15 protein-coding genes, 2 tRNA genes and 1 pseudogene are annotated in these 15,834 nt (G+C 43.2%); 11 read left to right on the top strand and 7 right to left on the bottom strand.

The window, feature by feature from the left end:
- Window positions 1–127: 127 nt before the first annotated feature.
- From FTV18_RS05765 to FTV18_RS05755, 3 genes and pseudogenes are all read left to right on the top strand, one after another.
- Window positions 128–460, top strand: a pseudogene (locus tag FTV18_RS05765) (efflux RND transporter permease subunit); the annotation flags it as partial.
- Window positions 461–501: 41 nt separating this feature from the next.
- A complete protein-coding gene (gene mgtE, locus FTV18_RS05760; RefSeq protein WP_180017017.1) occupies window positions 502–1,836 on the top strand; it encodes a magnesium transporter in 1,335 nt (444 codons plus the stop codon).
- Window positions 1,837–1,911: 75 nt separating this feature from the next.
- The gene (locus FTV18_RS05755) at window positions 1,912–2,493 is read left to right on the top strand and encodes a DUF4112 domain-containing protein (protein WP_005236796.1); all 582 of its coding nucleotides are present in this window, start codon (window positions 1,912–1,914) and stop codon (window positions 2,491–2,493) included.
- A 74-nt stretch (window positions 2,494–2,567) separates the two neighbouring features.
- On the opposite strand, the gene htpX is transcribed toward FTV18_RS05755, so the two are convergent.
- The gene (htpX, locus tag FTV18_RS05750) at window positions 2,568–3,473 is read right to left on the bottom strand and encodes a protease HtpX (protein WP_005236795.1); all 906 of its coding nucleotides are present in this window, start codon (window positions 3,471–3,473) and stop codon (window positions 2,568–2,570) included.
- 178 nt (window positions 3,474–3,651) lie between these two features.
- Window positions 3,652–4,524 carry a lytic transglycosylase domain-containing protein gene (locus FTV18_RS05745; protein ID WP_218945528.1) on the bottom strand — a complete coding sequence of 291 codons (873 nt, stop codon included), beginning with the start codon at window positions 4,522–4,524 and terminating at the stop codon, window positions 3,652–3,654.
- Window positions 4,525–5,025: 501 nt separating this feature from the next.
- On the opposite strand from FTV18_RS05745, the gene ttcA reads away from it, so the two are divergent.
- Together ttcA and FTV18_RS05735 are read left to right on the top strand one after the other, a co-directional pair.
- Window positions 5,026–5,952: a tRNA 2-thiocytidine(32) synthetase TtcA gene (gene ttcA / locus FTV18_RS05740; protein ID WP_005236792.1), complete on the top strand. Its 927-nt coding sequence runs from the start codon at window positions 5,026–5,028 to the stop codon at window positions 5,950–5,952.
- 218 nt (window positions 5,953–6,170) lie between these two features.
- Complete coding sequence (locus FTV18_RS05735; RefSeq protein ID WP_004784757.1) at window positions 6,171–6,557, top strand: SCP2 sterol-binding domain-containing protein; 387 nt, start codon at window positions 6,171–6,173, stop codon at window positions 6,555–6,557.
- Window positions 6,558–6,650: 93 nt separating this feature from the next.
- Here FTV18_RS05735 and FTV18_RS05730 read toward each other — a convergent pair whose 3' ends face one another.
- Window positions 6,651–7,766 carry a transglycosylase SLT domain-containing protein gene (locus FTV18_RS05730; RefSeq protein ID WP_180010616.1) on the bottom strand — a complete coding sequence of 372 codons (1,116 nt, stop codon included), beginning with the start codon at window positions 7,764–7,766 and terminating at the stop codon, window positions 6,651–6,653.
- Between the two features lie 364 nt (window positions 7,767–8,130).
- Between FTV18_RS05730 and greB the strand changes: the two genes are divergently transcribed.
- The 3 genes from greB to FTV18_RS05715 all read left to right on the top strand — a co-directional run bounded on the left by greB (window position 8,131) and on the right by FTV18_RS05715 (window position 9,156).
- A complete protein-coding gene (gene greB / locus FTV18_RS05725) occupies window positions 8,131–8,625 on the top strand; it encodes a transcription elongation factor GreB (RefSeq protein ID WP_159123487.1) in 495 nt (164 codons plus the stop codon).
- A gap of 88 nt (window positions 8,626–8,713) precedes the next feature.
- A tRNA-Ser gene (locus FTV18_RS05720) sits at window positions 8,714–8,804 on the top strand.
- 261 nt (window positions 8,805–9,065) lie between these two features.
- A tRNA-Ser gene (locus tag FTV18_RS05715) sits at window positions 9,066–9,156 on the top strand.
- A gap of 55 nt (window positions 9,157–9,211) precedes the next feature.
- Here the strand turns inward: FTV18_RS05715 and FTV18_RS05710 are convergent.
- A complete protein-coding gene (locus FTV18_RS05710) occupies window positions 9,212–10,165 on the bottom strand; it encodes a LysR substrate-binding domain-containing protein (RefSeq protein ID WP_180017011.1) in 954 nt (317 codons plus the stop codon).
- A 261-nt stretch (window positions 10,166–10,426) separates the two neighbouring features.
- On the opposite strand from FTV18_RS05710, the gene FTV18_RS05705 reads away from it, so the two are divergent.
- The 3 genes from FTV18_RS05705 to epmA all read left to right on the top strand — a co-directional run bounded on the left by FTV18_RS05705 (window position 10,427) and on the right by epmA (window position 13,906).
- A complete protein-coding gene (locus tag FTV18_RS05705) occupies window positions 10,427–11,650 on the top strand; it encodes an acyl-CoA dehydrogenase (RefSeq protein ID WP_180017009.1) in 1,224 nt (407 codons plus the stop codon).
- Between the two features lie 211 nt (window positions 11,651–11,861).
- Window positions 11,862–12,929, top strand: a complete 1,068-nt coding sequence (locus tag FTV18_RS05700; protein ID WP_180017007.1) for a 4-phosphoerythronate dehydrogenase — start codon at window positions 11,862–11,864, stop codon at window positions 12,927–12,929.
- Window positions 12,926–13,906: an EF-P lysine aminoacylase EpmA gene (gene epmA, locus FTV18_RS05695; RefSeq protein WP_180017005.1), complete on the top strand. Its 981-nt coding sequence runs from the start codon at window positions 12,926–12,928 to the stop codon at window positions 13,904–13,906. The genes FTV18_RS05700 and epmA overlap by 4 nt, the downstream gene beginning before the upstream one ends.
- Window positions 13,907–13,945: 39 nt before the next feature.
- On the opposite strand, the gene FTV18_RS05690 is transcribed toward epmA, so the two are convergent.
- From FTV18_RS05690 to FTV18_RS05685, 3 genes are all read right to left on the bottom strand, one after another.
- Window positions 13,946–14,218 (bottom strand): N-acetyltransferase, encoded by a 273-nt coding sequence (locus tag FTV18_RS05690; RefSeq protein WP_257229509.1) that lies wholly within the window; start codon window positions 14,216–14,218, stop codon window positions 13,946–13,948.
- A 14-nt stretch (window positions 14,219–14,232) separates the two neighbouring features.
- Entirely contained in the window at window positions 14,233–14,385 is a 153-nt protein-coding gene (locus tag FTV18_RS15690) for a hypothetical protein (protein ID WP_227607386.1), read from the bottom strand.
- Between the two features lie 162 nt (window positions 14,386–14,547).
- The gene (locus tag FTV18_RS05685) at window positions 14,548–15,780 is read right to left on the bottom strand and encodes a multifunctional CCA addition/repair protein (RefSeq protein ID WP_180017003.1); all 1,233 of its coding nucleotides are present in this window, start codon (window positions 15,778–15,780) and stop codon (window positions 14,548–14,550) included.
- Between the last annotated feature and the right edge of the window lie 54 nt (window positions 15,781–15,834).

Below are 15,834 nucleotides of genomic sequence, written 5' to 3'. Positions count from 1 at the left end.
TTACTGGAGAAATCTAGGAGGTATGTTTTGCCTGAGAGGAGGGTTAGAAGTTGCCCAAGAGTTGTGAAAGGTAAACCACTGAAATACCCAAGAAAATGCCAGTCAATTTCTTAACTGACTGGCATTAATTCTGATTGTGGAGTTTGCTGCACAGGCAGAGAAAGCAGGAAAAACAGCTATAGCTGCAGCCTTAGAAGGAGCAAGTTTGCGCTTACGGCCTATTCTCATGACTTCTATTGCTTTTGCTGCGGGAGTGATTCCTTTGATTTTTGCTTCTGGGGTCAGTGCGATCAGCCGTCAGGAAATTGGTGCCAGCATTTTGGACGGGGTCATTTTTGCAACTATTTTGGTATTATTCTTTATCCCGTTTATGTATGTGTTAATCCGAAACCTGTTTCGTGTCAAAGCAACAAATAAAGTTATACAAATCAATCAGGAAAATGAGGAATACTCACTCTAGGACGGGTATGTTTCATACCTGCATGGAATGATGGTATGGGAATGCAGCACCAAGAAAAAATACAGCAACTACATGAGGCTCTGCTGACAGGGGAAAATAATATTCATCAGCTTCTACAAAAGCTGAATATTGCCGATCAGGCCAGAATTTTGTCTGAGCTTGGACCAGCAGAACGCTGTCACCATTTCAAGCAGTTGGAACGTCAGGCAGAAGTGCTGGAGTACTTGCCACTGGCCATACAAATCCAGCTGGCCTATCAATTTCCTCTGGAACAACTGGCCAGTCTGATGGATGCCATGCATTCCGATGACTTCATTGATTTATACAAGCAGATGCCCTGTGAAGTGCAGCAGCAGTTACTTGGAAAATTATCCACCCAGTCGCTACAAACCCTACGAGAGCTGCATGCTTATCCGGAAGAAACTGCCGGTGCATTAATGAGTTCAGACTTCGTCACGCTTGCTCCCGAGCTGAGCATGACTGAGGCGATTGAAACGCTACGTGATATTGCGGGGAATCATGACACTTTATATCTGATCTATATCGTGGATGAGAAACAGCATCTGCTCGGCGTAATTTCCTTGCGACAAATTATTCAGGCACGGCCGGATGCCACCATTAATGAGGTCATGACCACAGATGTAGTCTATGCCACTGTGGATGAGGATCAGGAGCAGGTCGCCCGTACCTTGGCCTATTATGATTTTATTGCCTTGCCTGTGGTCGACGCGACTCAAAAGCTGGTCGGGATTATTACTTATGATGATGCCATGGATATTGCAGAGGCAGAAAGCACCGAGGATATTTTAAAATCTGGTGCAGTGACGCCTTTGAATGAGCTGAGCCTGAAAACTGCACCGATTCTCAGACTGTATCAAAAACGCGTATTCTGGCTGGTTATCCTAGTGTTTGGCAGTCTGCTCTCTGGAATCGGGATTGCCCATTTTGAAGATATTATTTCCACTCATATTGTGCTGGTATTTTTCTTGCCATTGTTGGTGGGAAGTGGCGGGAATGCTGGCTCACAATCTGCCACCTTGATGGTGCGTGCCTTGGCAACAGGCAATGTGCAGTTTAAGGACTGGTTTAGCCTGCTGGGTCGTGAATCCTTGGTTGCGTTATGTCTGGGTGGAACGATGGCCATTGCTGTATCAATCTTGGGTTATATTCGAGGTGACTGGATGGTCGCCATCGTACTTGCTTTAAGTATGTTAGGTATTGTGCTGATGGGCTGTCTGATTGGCATGAGTTTACCCTTTATTCTCAACAAGCTGAAAATGGACCCAGCCAGTGCATCAGCACCGCTGGTAACGTCGATTTGTGATGCCACTGGGGTGATTATTTACTTGTTTATTGCCTCTCAATTATTGTTTTAAATACCTAGCAATTACAGCTTAAATAGAAAAAATACTTTATGCTCAATTACATCAGCTTCATTTCTGGAAGAACCTATGCCTGATCCCGGACAAAAAAATAAATTGAGCCAACAGGATGTCATTCGTCTGGAGCGGGATCTGGCCAAGTTTGCCAATATGATGGATTCGGTGGTACGGATTCCATTTACCAAGCAGGGCGTCGGGGCAGATGCTGCTTTGAGTACCATTCCGGTAGCTGGAGATATCGCAGGTTTTGTATTGACCAGTTATGCGATTTATAAAGCCCGTCAGATCGGGGTGCCAAGTGAAAAATTAAAGCCAGTCCTGAAAATGGCCGTCATGGATGCTGTGGTCGGCTTTATTCCTGTAGCAGGAACAATATTTGATATTTTTATTCGTCCTAGCCGTAAGGCACTGGATATTGTGCATCAGCATATCCGGGACGAATACCAGATCCGTACCGATCATCATGTGGTACATCCATTTCTGCATGAAAGTTTGGAACGCAGACAACAGCAATCTGCTTTCTGGCGTAATCCTGTGGTGGCCTGGATCTGGATTCATCTACCAGATATCTTAGGAACTTTCTTTTTGATTCTGTTAATTATGGCCATTGGCTGGGGCACAATGCAGCTCTTTCAATGGTTTAAAGCCTGAAGGTTTATAAACCTAAACTTAATAAAAAAGCCTGCAAATGCAGGCTTTTTTCTATCAAGCAATCAATGCGTTGCTTAAGGGCAATCGAGTTGTTGCAAAGCAGCAACACGTTGTTCAATCGTTGGGTGAGTCTGGAACAGTGCCGCCAGACTAAAACCTTGTTCCTGACCAGCAGAAATTGCAAAGGCTTTCATTTCTTTCGGCATAGTATCCGGCATTTCTGATTCCGCCTGTAAACGTAATAACGCTGAAATCATCGCCTGTTTGCCTGCCAAACGTGCACCTGCTTCATCAGCACGATACTCACGGTAGCGTGAGAACCACAGCACGATCGCTGAAGCCATAATACCAAATACGATATCCAGCACAATGGTAATCACAAAATAGCCAATACCCGGTGCCTCACCTTCTTCACGACCGAAGATCGTACGGTCTACAAAGTCGCCAACTACACGGGCAAAGAACATGACAAATGTGTTGACTACACCTTGGATCAAGGCCAGTGTCACCATATCGCCATTGGCAACGTGACCAATCTCGTGTGCCAGTACCGCACGAAGTTCGTCTTTATTCATGCGTTCAAGCAGACCCGTGGACACAGACACGAGCGCATCGTTCTTGTTCCAGCCTGTTGCAAAGGCATTTGACTGATAAGATGGGAAAATACCCACTTCCGGCATTTTAATGCCAGCGCGCTGAGAAAGTTGCGCAACTTCTTGTAATAACCATGCTTCTGCCTGGTTACGAGGGGCATTTGGGTCAATCAGTTCAGTACCGGTTGTTTTTTTCGCCATCCATTTAGACATGAACAGGGAAATCAGTGATCCCACCATACCGAACACAAAACAGATCACCAACAGGTTGCCTAGATTCAAGCCACCCGCGCCATGGTAACTACCGACACCGAAGAGTGACAGGATAATGCCAGCTACAACCAGTACCGCGAGGTTGGTTAGCAAGAACAAACCAATCCGCATCATTGAGAAATCCTCTTATTATAAAAAAATAATCTGATTAGCAAATGAAAATCATTGAAATCAATATGGGGTGAAATGACTAAAAATTCAAGAAAAAAAATGGCCCTAGATCACAAAACACAGCTTTATTTTTTGCTGCATTTTCGCTAAGGCTATTTAGAATCAAATGATTTTGATTTATTTATTCACTTAAATAAATTTTAGCTGCTGCTGTTGCATTCGCCGTTGCATAAGAACCCATCGGTGCATCGGTATAACTGCCATCAGCATTCATAATAATCTGACGCTGATACTTGGCTGCCTGAATGTGTGAAGTACTGCTGCTATCATTGGAGTAGTTCGCTGAACTGGCAATGATGCGACCTTCACTGGATGATGTGCTAGACGTGGTTGTACTTGCACTCAGGCCATGAGTATACAGATTTTGATAACGGCTGGTCACACGGCGTACATAATCCTGAGTCTCCCGGAAAGGCGGGATTCCACCATATTTGCTGACATTGCCTTCACCGGCATTGTAGCCCGCCAGTGCCAGGCTGGTATTGCCATTAAAACGCTTTAATAACCAAGCCAGATATTTAGCACCCGCCATAATATTCTGATGAGGATCATAGGCATTGCTGACATTAAAGCGACGTGCTGTGGCCGGCATCAGCTGCATCAAACCTTGTGCACCCACAGGGGAGCGGGCATGGGTATTAAAGCCGGATTCAGTATGCATGACTGCTTTAATTAAACCTTCAGACACACCATAAGTCTGGGCGGCCTGACGAATGATCGAATCAAAAGCGTTCTTATTCTTGCTATAGCTAGGCAAAACTGACGACTCGCTGCTGCCCCAGTTACTATAGCTATGAATATTGCTATCCGGATAATAAGTCTTCTTTTCGACCTGAAGATGATTATAACGGCTCTTCTTATTGGTCAATAAGGTACTGCCGTTTTTATCACGCAACTGATAGATGGTTTCGCCGGCATACACCAAATGACTGCAGCCCAGCATAAGCAAGCTACCGATCAGTTGACACCCCAAGAAATACGTCTTTATTTTCATTGTTTATATTTGATAAATAATAAGCTAGAAAAATTCATGGATGAGTTTAACAAAAAATTACGTAATGCACAGCCTTATACGCTGCATTTATAAACGAGTATGTAAACGGGAACAGCTGTCAATATTTTGAACATTAAAATATTTTTTTTATTTAATTTAAAACCTTAGGGTTGACAGCTTTAAGTTATTGATTTTAATTATAAAATAAATTGATTAAAAAATGATCAATTTAAAGAAAAGCCTTAAATTTTGAGGTGAACAAGTTGTCAAGTCCATTTCAATCCACAAAGTTATCCACAGCTTTTGTGGACAACTGTGGAAAAGTCCAAAAGATAAGCATCTCGCTTAAAAATTGAACTAAATCGTTCAATATATCAATCTAAATAAAACATGAAAATGAAACTAATATGGCATTTGTATGAAAATAAATTCTTTTGATGCGATACGGAACCGAATCAGCTAAAATTGCGCGGTATTTCTATTTATGGGTTATTCTCGTCTATGTACTCGCCAGTTGAATCCGAGCAAGGATTTAATTTCAAACCTGAACTGCCAACAAGCTCTGCCTACTACCGTTTGTTGAAGAAGCTTCGCCGCCAGGTCGGACATGCCATTCGCGACTTCAAGATGATTGAAGACGGCGACAAGGTCATGGTGTGTATTTCTGGTGGTAAAGACAGTTATACCTTGCTTGATATCCTCCTTCAGTTTAAACGCATTGCACCAATCAACTTTGATGTGGTGGCGGTTAACCTGGACCAGAAACAGCCCGGTTTCCCGGAAGATGTATTACCGCGTTATTTAGAAGAAAATAACATTCCGTATTACATCTTGGAAAAAGATACCTACAGCATTACCAAAAAACTGACACCGGAAGGTAAGACTTACTGTGCAGTATGTTCACGTCTGCGCCGTGGTTCTTTGTACGGTTTTGCTCAGGAAATTGGGGCGACTAAAGTGGCGCTGGGTCATCACCGTGATGATATTTTGGCAACATTCTTCCTGAACCTGTTCCATGGGGGCAGCCTGAAAGCCATGCCGCCAAAACTGCTGTCTTCTGACAAAAAGAATATCCTGATTCGTCCATTGGCCTATGTGGAAGAAAAAGACATCATCAAATATGCACAGATGCGTCAATTTCCAATTATTCCATGTAATTTATGTGGCTCTCAGGAAAATCTTCAACGTGCCATTATCAATGACATGTTACGTGAATGGGATAATGCACATCCAAAACGTCTGCACAGCATCTTTGGTGCCTTGCAAAATGTTTCACCATCTCAGTTAGTTGACCGCGAATTATTTGATTTTGAAATTCTGGATAGCCAGCGCGAATTCGATTTCAAAGGCAGCTGTTCAACTGAAGAGGCGGTAGAAGGTGAGAACCGCCGCATCAATATGGTCAATTTGGGCTTTGCAGCGGACTAATCGACCTATATAAAGTTAAGCCGATACAGGCATGGGCTACGGCCGATGCCTGAATCAAAAATAACACAAGATAAGAACTATAAAAATTGAACGGTGCGTACAAAATTCGTTAGCCTTTGCCATAATGATCATGTTATAACAAGTCACAAGCATAATAGCTTCAACCTGATGTCGTCTGGATAGTCGACACAAATGAATAAATAAATTGAGGAAAGATCATGCCTGCTTTTTTAACTGATGATTGGTTTTCGACTGTAGACACGCTCACTGCACAAGCTGGTGATTTGGATTTGCCACCTGCTTTGGCGAATCTGGCAATTAATTTGGTCGTTGCAGACACTACAGGTAATACAGAATTATCTTTGGAAGGTGGCGCGATTAAAAAAGGTTTATCTCCAAATGCGAAAACAACATTGAACATGGATGGTGAAACCTTACGTAAAGTTTTCCTTGAGTTTGATATGGCGGCTGCAATGCAAGCCTTCATGACAGGTAAAATCAAGGTGCAAGGCGATATGTCTCAATTGATGGCATTGCAAACAGCGAAGCCAAGCCAAGCACAAAAAGACCTGTTCAAGAAAGTACTTGAAAATACCACAGCTTAATAGTCTTGATCTAAAAAGCTGTAGTAACAAAAAAAGCTTACCCTGAGGTAAGCTTTTTTTATGGCTGAATAACTAGATTTAAATTGATCAGGCTTAAATATTCACCAGCTGTGGAGTAGTCTTGATGTGTTCCAGATAGGCACGGATACGGGTCACGTATTGCAGGGCCTGACGGTAACGACCATTACTGGCTTTATTCTGTTCCAGATAAGCATACAGGTTTACCCAGTTATTCGGATTCTTGCCTTGGGCCTGAATACGTTTTTGCAGCTGATTCACAGCACCTGGGCCCATGTTATAGGCAACTAAAGCAAACCAGTTACGATCCGGATAAGGGATATGTTCATAACGGCTCAGCATCTGGTCATAGTATTTGGCACCCCCATCAATACTTTCGCCTGGGTCTGTCCGGTTACTAACCCCCATCGCTTTTGCGGTAGAGCTTGTGAGCATCATCAGACCGCGGACACCGGTGGGAGATACGGAGTTTGGCTTTAGATAGGATTCCTGGTAACCGATCGCGGCGAGCAGGTGCCAGTCCAGATCGTACTGCTGAGCAGATTTCTGGAAGCTCGCCTTGTATGTGGGGAGTCGCTGGTTCAGGTCCTGTTGAATTTCATCCCAAGAATGTTCTTCTACCACATTCTGATTGTAGAAGGATGCAAGCTGCTTGATCGCACCGCTTTGTTTGCCTTGACATACAAAAGCACTGGCGGTTTGACTCAAGGGATCACTGGCTGATTTAAATACCAGATTCAGATTGGCATTCAGTCCATTACTGGCCAGTGAAGACTCATCACCACAAGTGGCAGAAAAAGCCGTTAAACGCTGTTGTTCAATCGTACCCAGATCAGTCGTGGTCATGGCCAGATTGGCTTTGCCCTGCGCTACCCATTTCAGGGCCGTGGCATTATCCGGAACAGTTTTAAAATCCAGCTTAACATTCAGGCTGTTGGCATAGTTGCGAACCAGGTCATAACCAAAACCATGCTGATGTTGTCCATCCTGAAACACAGTCGTTGGACTTTGAACTGCGACGACGGTGAGTTTGTTGCTATTGACCACATGATCATATTGAAATGTGGTTTTAGTGGCATTGATACTATGAAAGGGGATAAGTGCCGTACTCAGTACCAGTGCTTTTACAGGGAGAGAAGAGATAAAAGAGCTAAGGCAAAGCCTCGACCCAGTGGTTGAACTACTGTGCATGTTGTCTCCGCTACAAGTAATTTATGCCCTAAAAATCACAGCCAATACTAGCCAGAAACTTTTAAAAGTTTGATAAATTCAATAAGGGTTGGGCAGTCATGACGTCATTCAAAAATGACTAAATTGATCGGGAAATATGTAGAAAAACTACATAGATTAAAAAATAAGCGATTCCAAAAGTAGGGTGCATATTAAAGATCAAAAAATGAATTGTCAAATTTTGTACATAATTTATTTTTTAAATGTAATTTAAGTTATTAAATTTATTGAAGAAAAAAATTGCATATTCTGGCTTGTCCTAAAACTCCAAATAAAATAAGCTCTTAATGTCTAAAAACTGGTTCAAAATTGGCAATTAAAACACATGAAATCTAACCTGATTACCCGTGGTGGACACGACAAATTGGTGGCAGAACTTAAAAATCTCTGGCATGAGGAACGTCCTGAAATTACCAAAAAAGTGAACTGGGCAGCCAGTCTCGGCGACCGTTCGGAAAACGCAGATTACCAGTATAACAAACAGCTTTTACGTAAAATTGATCGTCGGGTTCGTTATCTGGGCAAGCGTCTGGAAGAGCTGCGAATTGTTGATTTTTCTCCTGAACAGGAAGGCAAAGTTTATTTTGGTGCCTGGGTCGAAATTGAAAATGAACAGGGTGAGCAGAAGAGTCTTCGGATTGTGGGTGTCGATGAAATTTATGATCATCATCCGCAGCATATTTCGATTGATTCCCCAATGGCGCGTGCCCTGTTAGGCAAGTCAGTGGATGATGAGGCTGAGGTGATGACACCATCCGGCAAGAAACTCTGGTTTATCAATTCAATTCGCTATGAAAAGCCAGAAAATTCAGAAGATTAATGAAATTGATTTTATTTTGCGCAGTTGATGCAGAGAAATTGGAAAAATATTTGCCAAGCGCAATTTTTATTTATATGATGGCGGCCATGGAAGCGTGGCAGAGCGGTTTAATGCACCGGTCTTGAAAACCGACGAGGGCTTATACCCCTCCGTGAGTTCGAATCTCACCGCTTCCGCCAGATACGAAAACCCCGATCATTGATCGGGGTTTTTATTTTTAACTCATTAAAATGATTTTAAATTTCCATTGTTCAAAATGATGTAAATATAGGGATTAAATTTCATCCTTAAAATAAAAATATCAGCCCCTAAATCTTATGTATAAAATTTTATCTACTCTAAAATTTTCGTCTGATTTTTGACTGAATGAACTGATTTTTACAGAAGTTTTGCGAAAATTTATTGCCAAGAAACAGAAATATTTATATGATGGCGGCCATGGAAGCGTGGCAGAGCGGTTTAATGCACCGGTCTTGAAAACCGACGAGGGCTTATACCCCTCCGTGAGTTCGAATCTCACCGCTTCCGCCAGATACGAAAAACCCCGATCATTGATCGGGGTTTTTTATGGTCTATTCATTGGGGTTTATAGCTCAGACTCAGATGGAAGGCTGCCTTGAATTTCCTGTTGTATCCATGCAACAAATTTTTCAATCAGCGGTGAGCTTTCTTGGCTGGAATGGACCAGATAATAGCCTCGTTTCCTTTCTAAGGTCTTGCTGGATACCAGCACCAATTCCTGCCACTTTAATTCTTTTTCAATTAGCATTTGTGGAATCAAGGCCATTCCCATGCCATGGCTAGCCACTACAGCGAGCATAGAAAACAGTTCATGTCGTTGCCCCTGCAAAGGATTCGGATGCTGGATCTGATGTAACTTGAACCAGTCTTCCCAGATATTCGGCCGGGTGGTTTGCTGTAATAAAGGAAGTTGAACCAATTGTTCAGCACTTAAGTCATAGCTGTAATCATTAATCTTCTGTGCATTGGGAAAATACTGTTGAATCAGGTCAGGTGCACAGACAGCAACTACATCTTCATGCATTAGAAAATGGCTATGTGTACCCGGCCATTGTTCGACCTGTTGAGGTGTTCCTGCATAAATAGCAGCATCGAAAATCTGTTCCTGAAACAGAAAAGGGCGGGTGCTGGTTTCCAGATGTATCGTAATTTCAGGATACAGCCGATTAAAGCTCTGGAGTTTAGGTAATAGCCAGCGAGTCGCAAACGTAGGCACTACGCCCAGTTTTAAAGTACCGCCGCGCCCTTGATGCGTAATGACGTCTAGGGTTGACTGTTCCAGTCCTTTGAGATGCGGAGTGATACTTTTTAAATATTGCTGTCCAGCATGATTGAGTTCTACACCATGCCGCGTACGGGTAAATAAAGCCGTGCCTAAATACTCCTCCAGTTGCTGGATCTGGCGTGAAACTGCACTTTGGGTTAAAAACAGTTCCTGTGCAGCATAGGTATAACTGGCATGACGTGCAGCAGTTTCGAAACAGATCAGCGCTTGCAGGGAAGGTATTTTTCTACGCACTTGTTCATCCTTGAACTTAAAATGGTCAGATATCAATAAATGGTATATCAATCTAATACTACTATACGACTTTGGTATAAAAAATAGGCAAATTAGCTATGAAAAAAATTTCTAGAAATAGCGACTTATATAAGGTATGCATAAAGTGCATAGCTGCATGCAAATTTATTGTTTGAACAAGTCATGATTCATGCCTAGAGTCAATCTGAAGGATAAAACAACATCATCTAATAGATAGATGAAGGATTGGCAGGGAATACTATGAATCAAATGGTCGATACGAAAAAAACCAGCAAAGTCTATTTTAACTGGCAGGATCCGTTCTTACTGGAGCAGCAGCTGACTGAAGAAGAACGCATGATCATGGAATCTGCGCGTGCATATTGTCAGGGACAGTTACAGCCGCGTGTACTAGAACAGTTCCGCCATGAAAAAACTGATCCAACCATTTTCCGTGAAATGGGTGAACTCGGTCTGTTGGGTCCAACCATTCCAGAACAATACGGCGGTGCAGGTTTAAACTATGTCAGCTATGGTCTGATTGCTCGTGAAGTAGAACGTGTAGATTCGGGTTACCGTTCTATGGCCAGCGTGCAAAGTTCTCTGGTGATGGTGCCCATCAATGAATTTGGTTCTGAAGAACAGAAACAGAAATATTTGCCAAAACTGGCGACCGGTGAATATATCGGTTGTTTCGGTCTGACTGAACCAGATCATGGTTCTGATCCGGGCAGCATGATTACTCGTGCCAAAAAAGTCGATGGTGGTTACCGTCTGACTGGCGCAAAAATGTGGATTACCAACAGTCCGATTGCAGATGTCTTTGTGGTTTGGGCAAAAGAAGTATCTCCTGAAGGCAATATTGGTGACATTCGCGGCTTTATCTTAGAAAAGGGTTGGGAAGGGCTTTCTGCACCAGCGATTCACGGTAAGGTTGGCCTGCGTGCTTCGATTACCGGTGAAATCGTGATGGACAATGTTTTTGTTCCAGAAGAAAACGCATTCCCGGAAATTCGTGGTCTAAAAGGTCCATTTACCTGTCTGAACAGTGCCCGTTATGGTATTGCCTGGGGTGCGATGGGTGCAGCTGAATTCTGTTGGCATACAGCGCATCAATACACCATGGACCGTAAACAGTTTGGCCGTCCATTGGCTGCGAATCAGCTGATCCAGAAAAAACTGTCAGACATGCAAACTGAAATTGCATTAGGTCTGCAAGTGGCTTTACGTTTCGGACGCATGAAAGATGAAGGAATTGCTTCAGTTGAAGGTACTTCACTGATCAAGCGTAATAACTGTGGTAAAGCACTGGATATTGCCCGCTTAGCGCGTGACATGATGGGTGGTAACGGGATCTCTGATGAATTTGGTGTAGCTCGTCATCTGGTGAATCTGGAAGTGGTCAACACTTATGAAGGGACCCATGATGTACACGCCTTGATTCTAGGTCGTGCGCAAACAGGTATTGCTGCATTCTCCAATTAAAAAAGGAAACTTTTTCGTGCAGGGTATGGCTTTCAATCGCCTAACCCTGCGTCATTTTCTTACTCCAATTACACTCCTTTGCCGAAGTGATGTTTGACTTCGGCATTTTTTATATCTCTATGTTTATAAGAATTCATCTAAAGCTTGAGTGAAAATAGTCACATCCCGGTTGACGCGGTATGATAGACAGATTCAGTCATTGGAACAGATTATGAAAATTGTCGCAGATGAAAATCTGGCATTTACCGATTATTTCTTTGCAGAATTTGGCGATATTCAGCATCGTGCAGGAAGAACTCTCACTTCGGAAGATGTAAAAGATGCCGAGGCTTTATTGGTCCGTTCCGTGACCAAAGTCAATGCAGCATTCGTACAGGACAGTCAGATTAAATTCGTCGGCAGTGCCACCATTGGTACAGATCATCTGGACATTGCTGCACTAGAACAACAGAACATCCGCTGGAGCAATGCACCCGGTTGTAATGCGCAGGCGGTAGCTGAATATGTGATTACGGCTCTATTATATTTACAACCCCAATTGATCAATGCAAATAAAGATTTCACCTTGGGTATTGTCGGTCTAGGAAATGTCGGTTCGCGTTTAGCAACAATGGCCAAATTGCTAGGCTGGAATGTGATTGCCTATGATCCCTTTGTACAGCGCGATCAGGTCCATCAGGTTGAATTTGAAGAACTGCTAAAGAACGCAGATGCTATTTCCATTCATGTACCTTTAACCAAAACAGGTCAGCATCCGACTTATCATTTGATTAATGCTGCTGCACTTAGACAAATGAAGCCTGAAGCCATTTTAATTAATTCGGCGCGTGGGCCAATTGTTGAAGAAGCGGCGCTAATTGCTGATATTCAGGCAACTCAACGTCAGGTTGTACTGGATGTCTTTGAGCATGAACCGGAAATTTCTGAACAGCTACTGAATCTGATTACTTTGGTGACACCGCATATTGCAGGTTATAGTCTGGAAGGTAAGGCACGCGGTACTCAAATGATTTACGAGGCATTTTGCCAGACTTTCGGCTTTGAAATTAAAAAGCAGTTTGAAAGTCAGCTGCCTGTTTGTGAACAGTTTTTCCAGAACCAGGATTTAAAACTGGCGCTGCAACAGCATTTATCCCAGATCTATGATATTGCCCGTGATGATGCCAATCTGCGTGCATGTTTAAAAAATGGCAAAGTCGATCAGAAAGCATTTGATCATTTACGCAAGACTTATCCTTTACGCCGTGAATGGGCCGCTCATGGAGGGCCAAAGGCATGAGTCAAACTGTATCTTATCAACCGACCTGCGACTTAAAAGCCATTAAAGCGCGTGCCAACATGTATGCCCAGCTCCGTCAGTTTTTTGCTGAACGTGAAGTACTGGAAGTAGAAACACCGATTTTATCTCAGGCTGGTGTGACCGATGTGCATCTGGCTTCGATTCAGGCCCAGCGTCATGTCATGGGTAAATTGAGCACACATTATTTACAGACGTCACCTGAATTTGCCATGAAACGTTTATTGGCCAGCGGTAGTGGGCCAATTTACCAGATCTGTAAAGTGTTTCGGGATGATGAACACGGCCGCAAGCACAACAGTGAATTCAGTATGCTGGAATGGTATCGACCTGGCTTTAGTCTGAAAGATCTGATGTTTGAAGTGACGGATCTGTTAAATGTGACACTTAAGGCACGTTTTGGGGAAATCCGTCCCACTGTGCTCAGCTATAAACATGCCTTTATGGATCGCCTGGATCTCAATCCTTTACAGGCCACTTTGCAGCAACTCAAAGATTGCTGTCGCCGGGTAGGTCTCAATCTGGACTTGGGTGATGACCGTTTAGGGTATATCGACCTGTTATTTTCGCATATGGTCGAGCCAAGCCTGGGGTTCGATACGGCTGTATTTCTGACAGATTTTCCACCGGAACTGGCATCATTGGCTAAAACCAGAATCGATGAAGATGGAGAGCTGGTTGCGGCACGTTTCGAGCTGTATATCGAAGGGCTGGAACTGGCTAATGCTTATGATGAGCTGATTGATGCTGAAGTTTTACGTTCCCGCTTTGAAGCAGATAATGCAGAACGGGCAGTGCTTGGCTTGCATGTCATGCCGATTGATGAGTATTTGCTGGCGGCATTGCCACAAATGCCGGAATGTTCGGGTATTGCCCTGGGTCTTGATCGCTTGTTGATGATTGCAACCAATCAGATGAAATTGGAAAAAGTGATTACTTTCCCTGCTGAAATTTCATAAATTAAATCCACTATTGATCAGCTGGTTATGACTGGCTGATCATTCCAGATGCTTATGAAATCCAATACTGTAACTGTCAAATCCCAGTCCTTGATAAAAGGCAGGCGCAGGGTAGCGTTCTTCGCGATTTCCGCTGTTGAGCTGAATCATCTTAAAGCCTTGTTCTTTTGCAATCTGTTCAATAGCAGACATGAGTTGCTTGCCAATACCTTTTCCACGATGGGCTTGATCAATTACAAAAGCCTGAATTCTTAAATATCCACCGTCAAATTCCCAGGTATATTCCTGAATAAAACCGGCATAGCCGATCACATGTGAATCCTGTTCTAGACCAGTGTCTGATAATGACTGTCTTGATGCAGATGCTCCCAACGCTTTTTGATATTTTCCAGCGTAGAGGGATAGCCAAGCTGAATCGTGAGTTGATGAACGTCATGCAGGTCTTTTTCAAGATCCAATGGACGGATGAGATAAGTCATTAGACATGTTCTTAGCTAAAAATAATATCAATCATAATCAATATTTACTTTGCTTAAGTGTTGAAAGTACACGGTAGCTTCAAAGAATTATTGCTATTTATATAGAAAATCGAGATGAGTGAGATTTGAGATATTAAAAAGGCCCCCGAAGGAGCCTGATATTTAGAGTATGGCACTATGCTGTTCTTTCAGTTCTGCCAAAGCCGCAATCCGTCGTTCAATCAGCATCTCACCAATATCCGGACCTTGAATCTCTGGAGGCAAATCTTGTGCTTTGATGCTACGTACAACCTGCATGGCATCCAGCACATATTGAGCCTGAGGATAAGCACGATTTTCCAGACCCAAGCGACCGCGAGAGTCACATTCACAGGCCTGTACAAAAGCTTCAACACGTTCAGGACGACGCAATACATCCAGACGCTGTAATAAACGCCATAAAGTGCCAGGTTTTAAGTTGAAAGCCTGATGACATTTTAAATGTTCTTTACAGACCGCCAATGCCAGCTGTTTGGTATGAGTCGGAACTCTTAAACGTTCACACAGCTCATTCACCGGTTTGATCCCACGTTCTTCATGCATGATATGGCGTGGCAATTCTTCCACAGGGGTTAATGCTTTACCCAGGTCATGAACCAGAACCGCAAAACGCACCTCTAAGCTATAATTTTGACGGCAGGCTTGCTGTAAAGACATCATGGTATGAATACCACAGTCAATTTCCGGATGATATTCAGGACGTTGTGGAATGCCATATAAGGCATCCAGTTCCGGGAACAGTACTTTTAAAGCACCACAACTACGTAATACTTCAAAATACACATCTGCATCTTGTTCCATCAGTGCGCGGGTAGTTTCTTTCCAGACCCGCTCAGGTGTCAATGCATTAAGCTCGCCCGATTCAGCCAGCTGTTTCATTAGCACCAACGTTTCTTCTGCAATACTAAAACCCTGATGTTGATAACGCGCAGCAAAGCGGGCAATCCTTAAAACACGTAAAGGATCTTCGACAAAAGCTTCTGATACATGACGCAGTATACGATCAGCCAGATCTTTTTGACCGCCATAAGGATCATAAATCTTGCCTGAATCATCCATGGCCATGGCATTGATGGTCAAGTCACGGCGGATCAGATCCTCTTCCAAGGTAACATTGATATCGGTATAAAATTCGAAACCATGATAACCATAGCCAGACTTGCGTTCGGTACGCGCCAGAGCATATTCGTCTTTAGTTTCAGGATGAAGAAAAACAGGGAAGTCCTTGCCAACAGGTTGAAAACCTTCAGCAAGCAATTGTTCCGGCGTCGCGCCGACAACCACATAATCTTTTTCGTGATAGGGGTGTCCAAGTAAATGATCCCGAACTGCACCGCCTACTAAATAAACTTGCATGAAAAAACCTCTATTCTTACAAGCATCATGCTACAGAATAGAGGTTTTCTCAAG

The organism is Acinetobacter sp. YH12241, assembly GCF_013417535.1.
GTDB lineage: Bacteria > Pseudomonadota > Gammaproteobacteria > Pseudomonadales > Moraxellaceae > Acinetobacter.
Note: the sequence above shows the minus strand (reverse complement) of the source record. Positions and strands in the feature narration are given on the sequence as shown.

Excerpts from the sequence above, each read along its gene's own strand:
- epmA (WP_180017005.1), top strand. The coding sequence starts at position 12,926 with ATGAGTCAAACTGTATCTTATCAACCGACCTGCGACTTAAAAGCCATT.
- htpX (WP_005236795.1), bottom strand. The coding sequence starts at position 3,473 with ATGATGCGGATTGGTTTGTTCTTGCTAACCAACCTCGCGGTACTGGTT.
- FTV18_RS05705 (WP_180017009.1), top strand. The coding sequence starts at position 10,427 with ATGAATCAAATGGTCGATACGAAAAAAACCAGCAAAGTCTATTTTAAC.
- FTV18_RS15690 (WP_227607386.1), bottom strand. The coding sequence starts at position 14,385 with ATGACTTATCTCATCCGTCCATTGGATCTTGAAAAAGACCTGCATGAC.
- FTV18_RS05685 (WP_180017003.1), bottom strand. The coding sequence starts at position 15,780 with ATGCAAGTTTATTTAGTAGGCGGTGCAGTTCGGGATCATTTACTTGGA.
- FTV18_RS05755 (WP_005236796.1), top strand. The coding sequence starts at position 1,912 with ATGCCTGATCCCGGACAAAAAAATAAATTGAGCCAACAGGATGTCATT.
- FTV18_RS05730 (WP_180010616.1), bottom strand. The coding sequence starts at position 7,766 with ATGCACAGTAGTTCAACCACTGGGTCGAGGCTTTGCCTTAGCTCTTTT.
- FTV18_RS05735 (WP_004784757.1), top strand. The coding sequence starts at position 6,171 with ATGCCTGCTTTTTTAACTGATGATTGGTTTTCGACTGTAGACACGCTC.
- mgtE (WP_180017017.1), top strand. The coding sequence starts at position 502 with ATGCAGCACCAAGAAAAAATACAGCAACTACATGAGGCTCTGCTGACA.
- ttcA (WP_005236792.1), top strand. The coding sequence starts at position 5,026 with ATGTACTCGCCAGTTGAATCCGAGCAAGGATTTAATTTCAAACCTGAA.
- FTV18_RS05700 (WP_180017007.1), top strand. The coding sequence starts at position 11,862 with ATGAAAATTGTCGCAGATGAAAATCTGGCATTTACCGATTATTTCTTT.
- FTV18_RS05745 (WP_218945528.1), bottom strand. The coding sequence starts at position 4,524 with ATGAAAATAAAGACGTATTTCTTGGGGTGTCAACTGATCGGTAGCTTG.
- greB (WP_159123487.1), top strand. The coding sequence starts at position 8,131 with ATGAAATCTAACCTGATTACCCGTGGTGGACACGACAAATTGGTGGCA.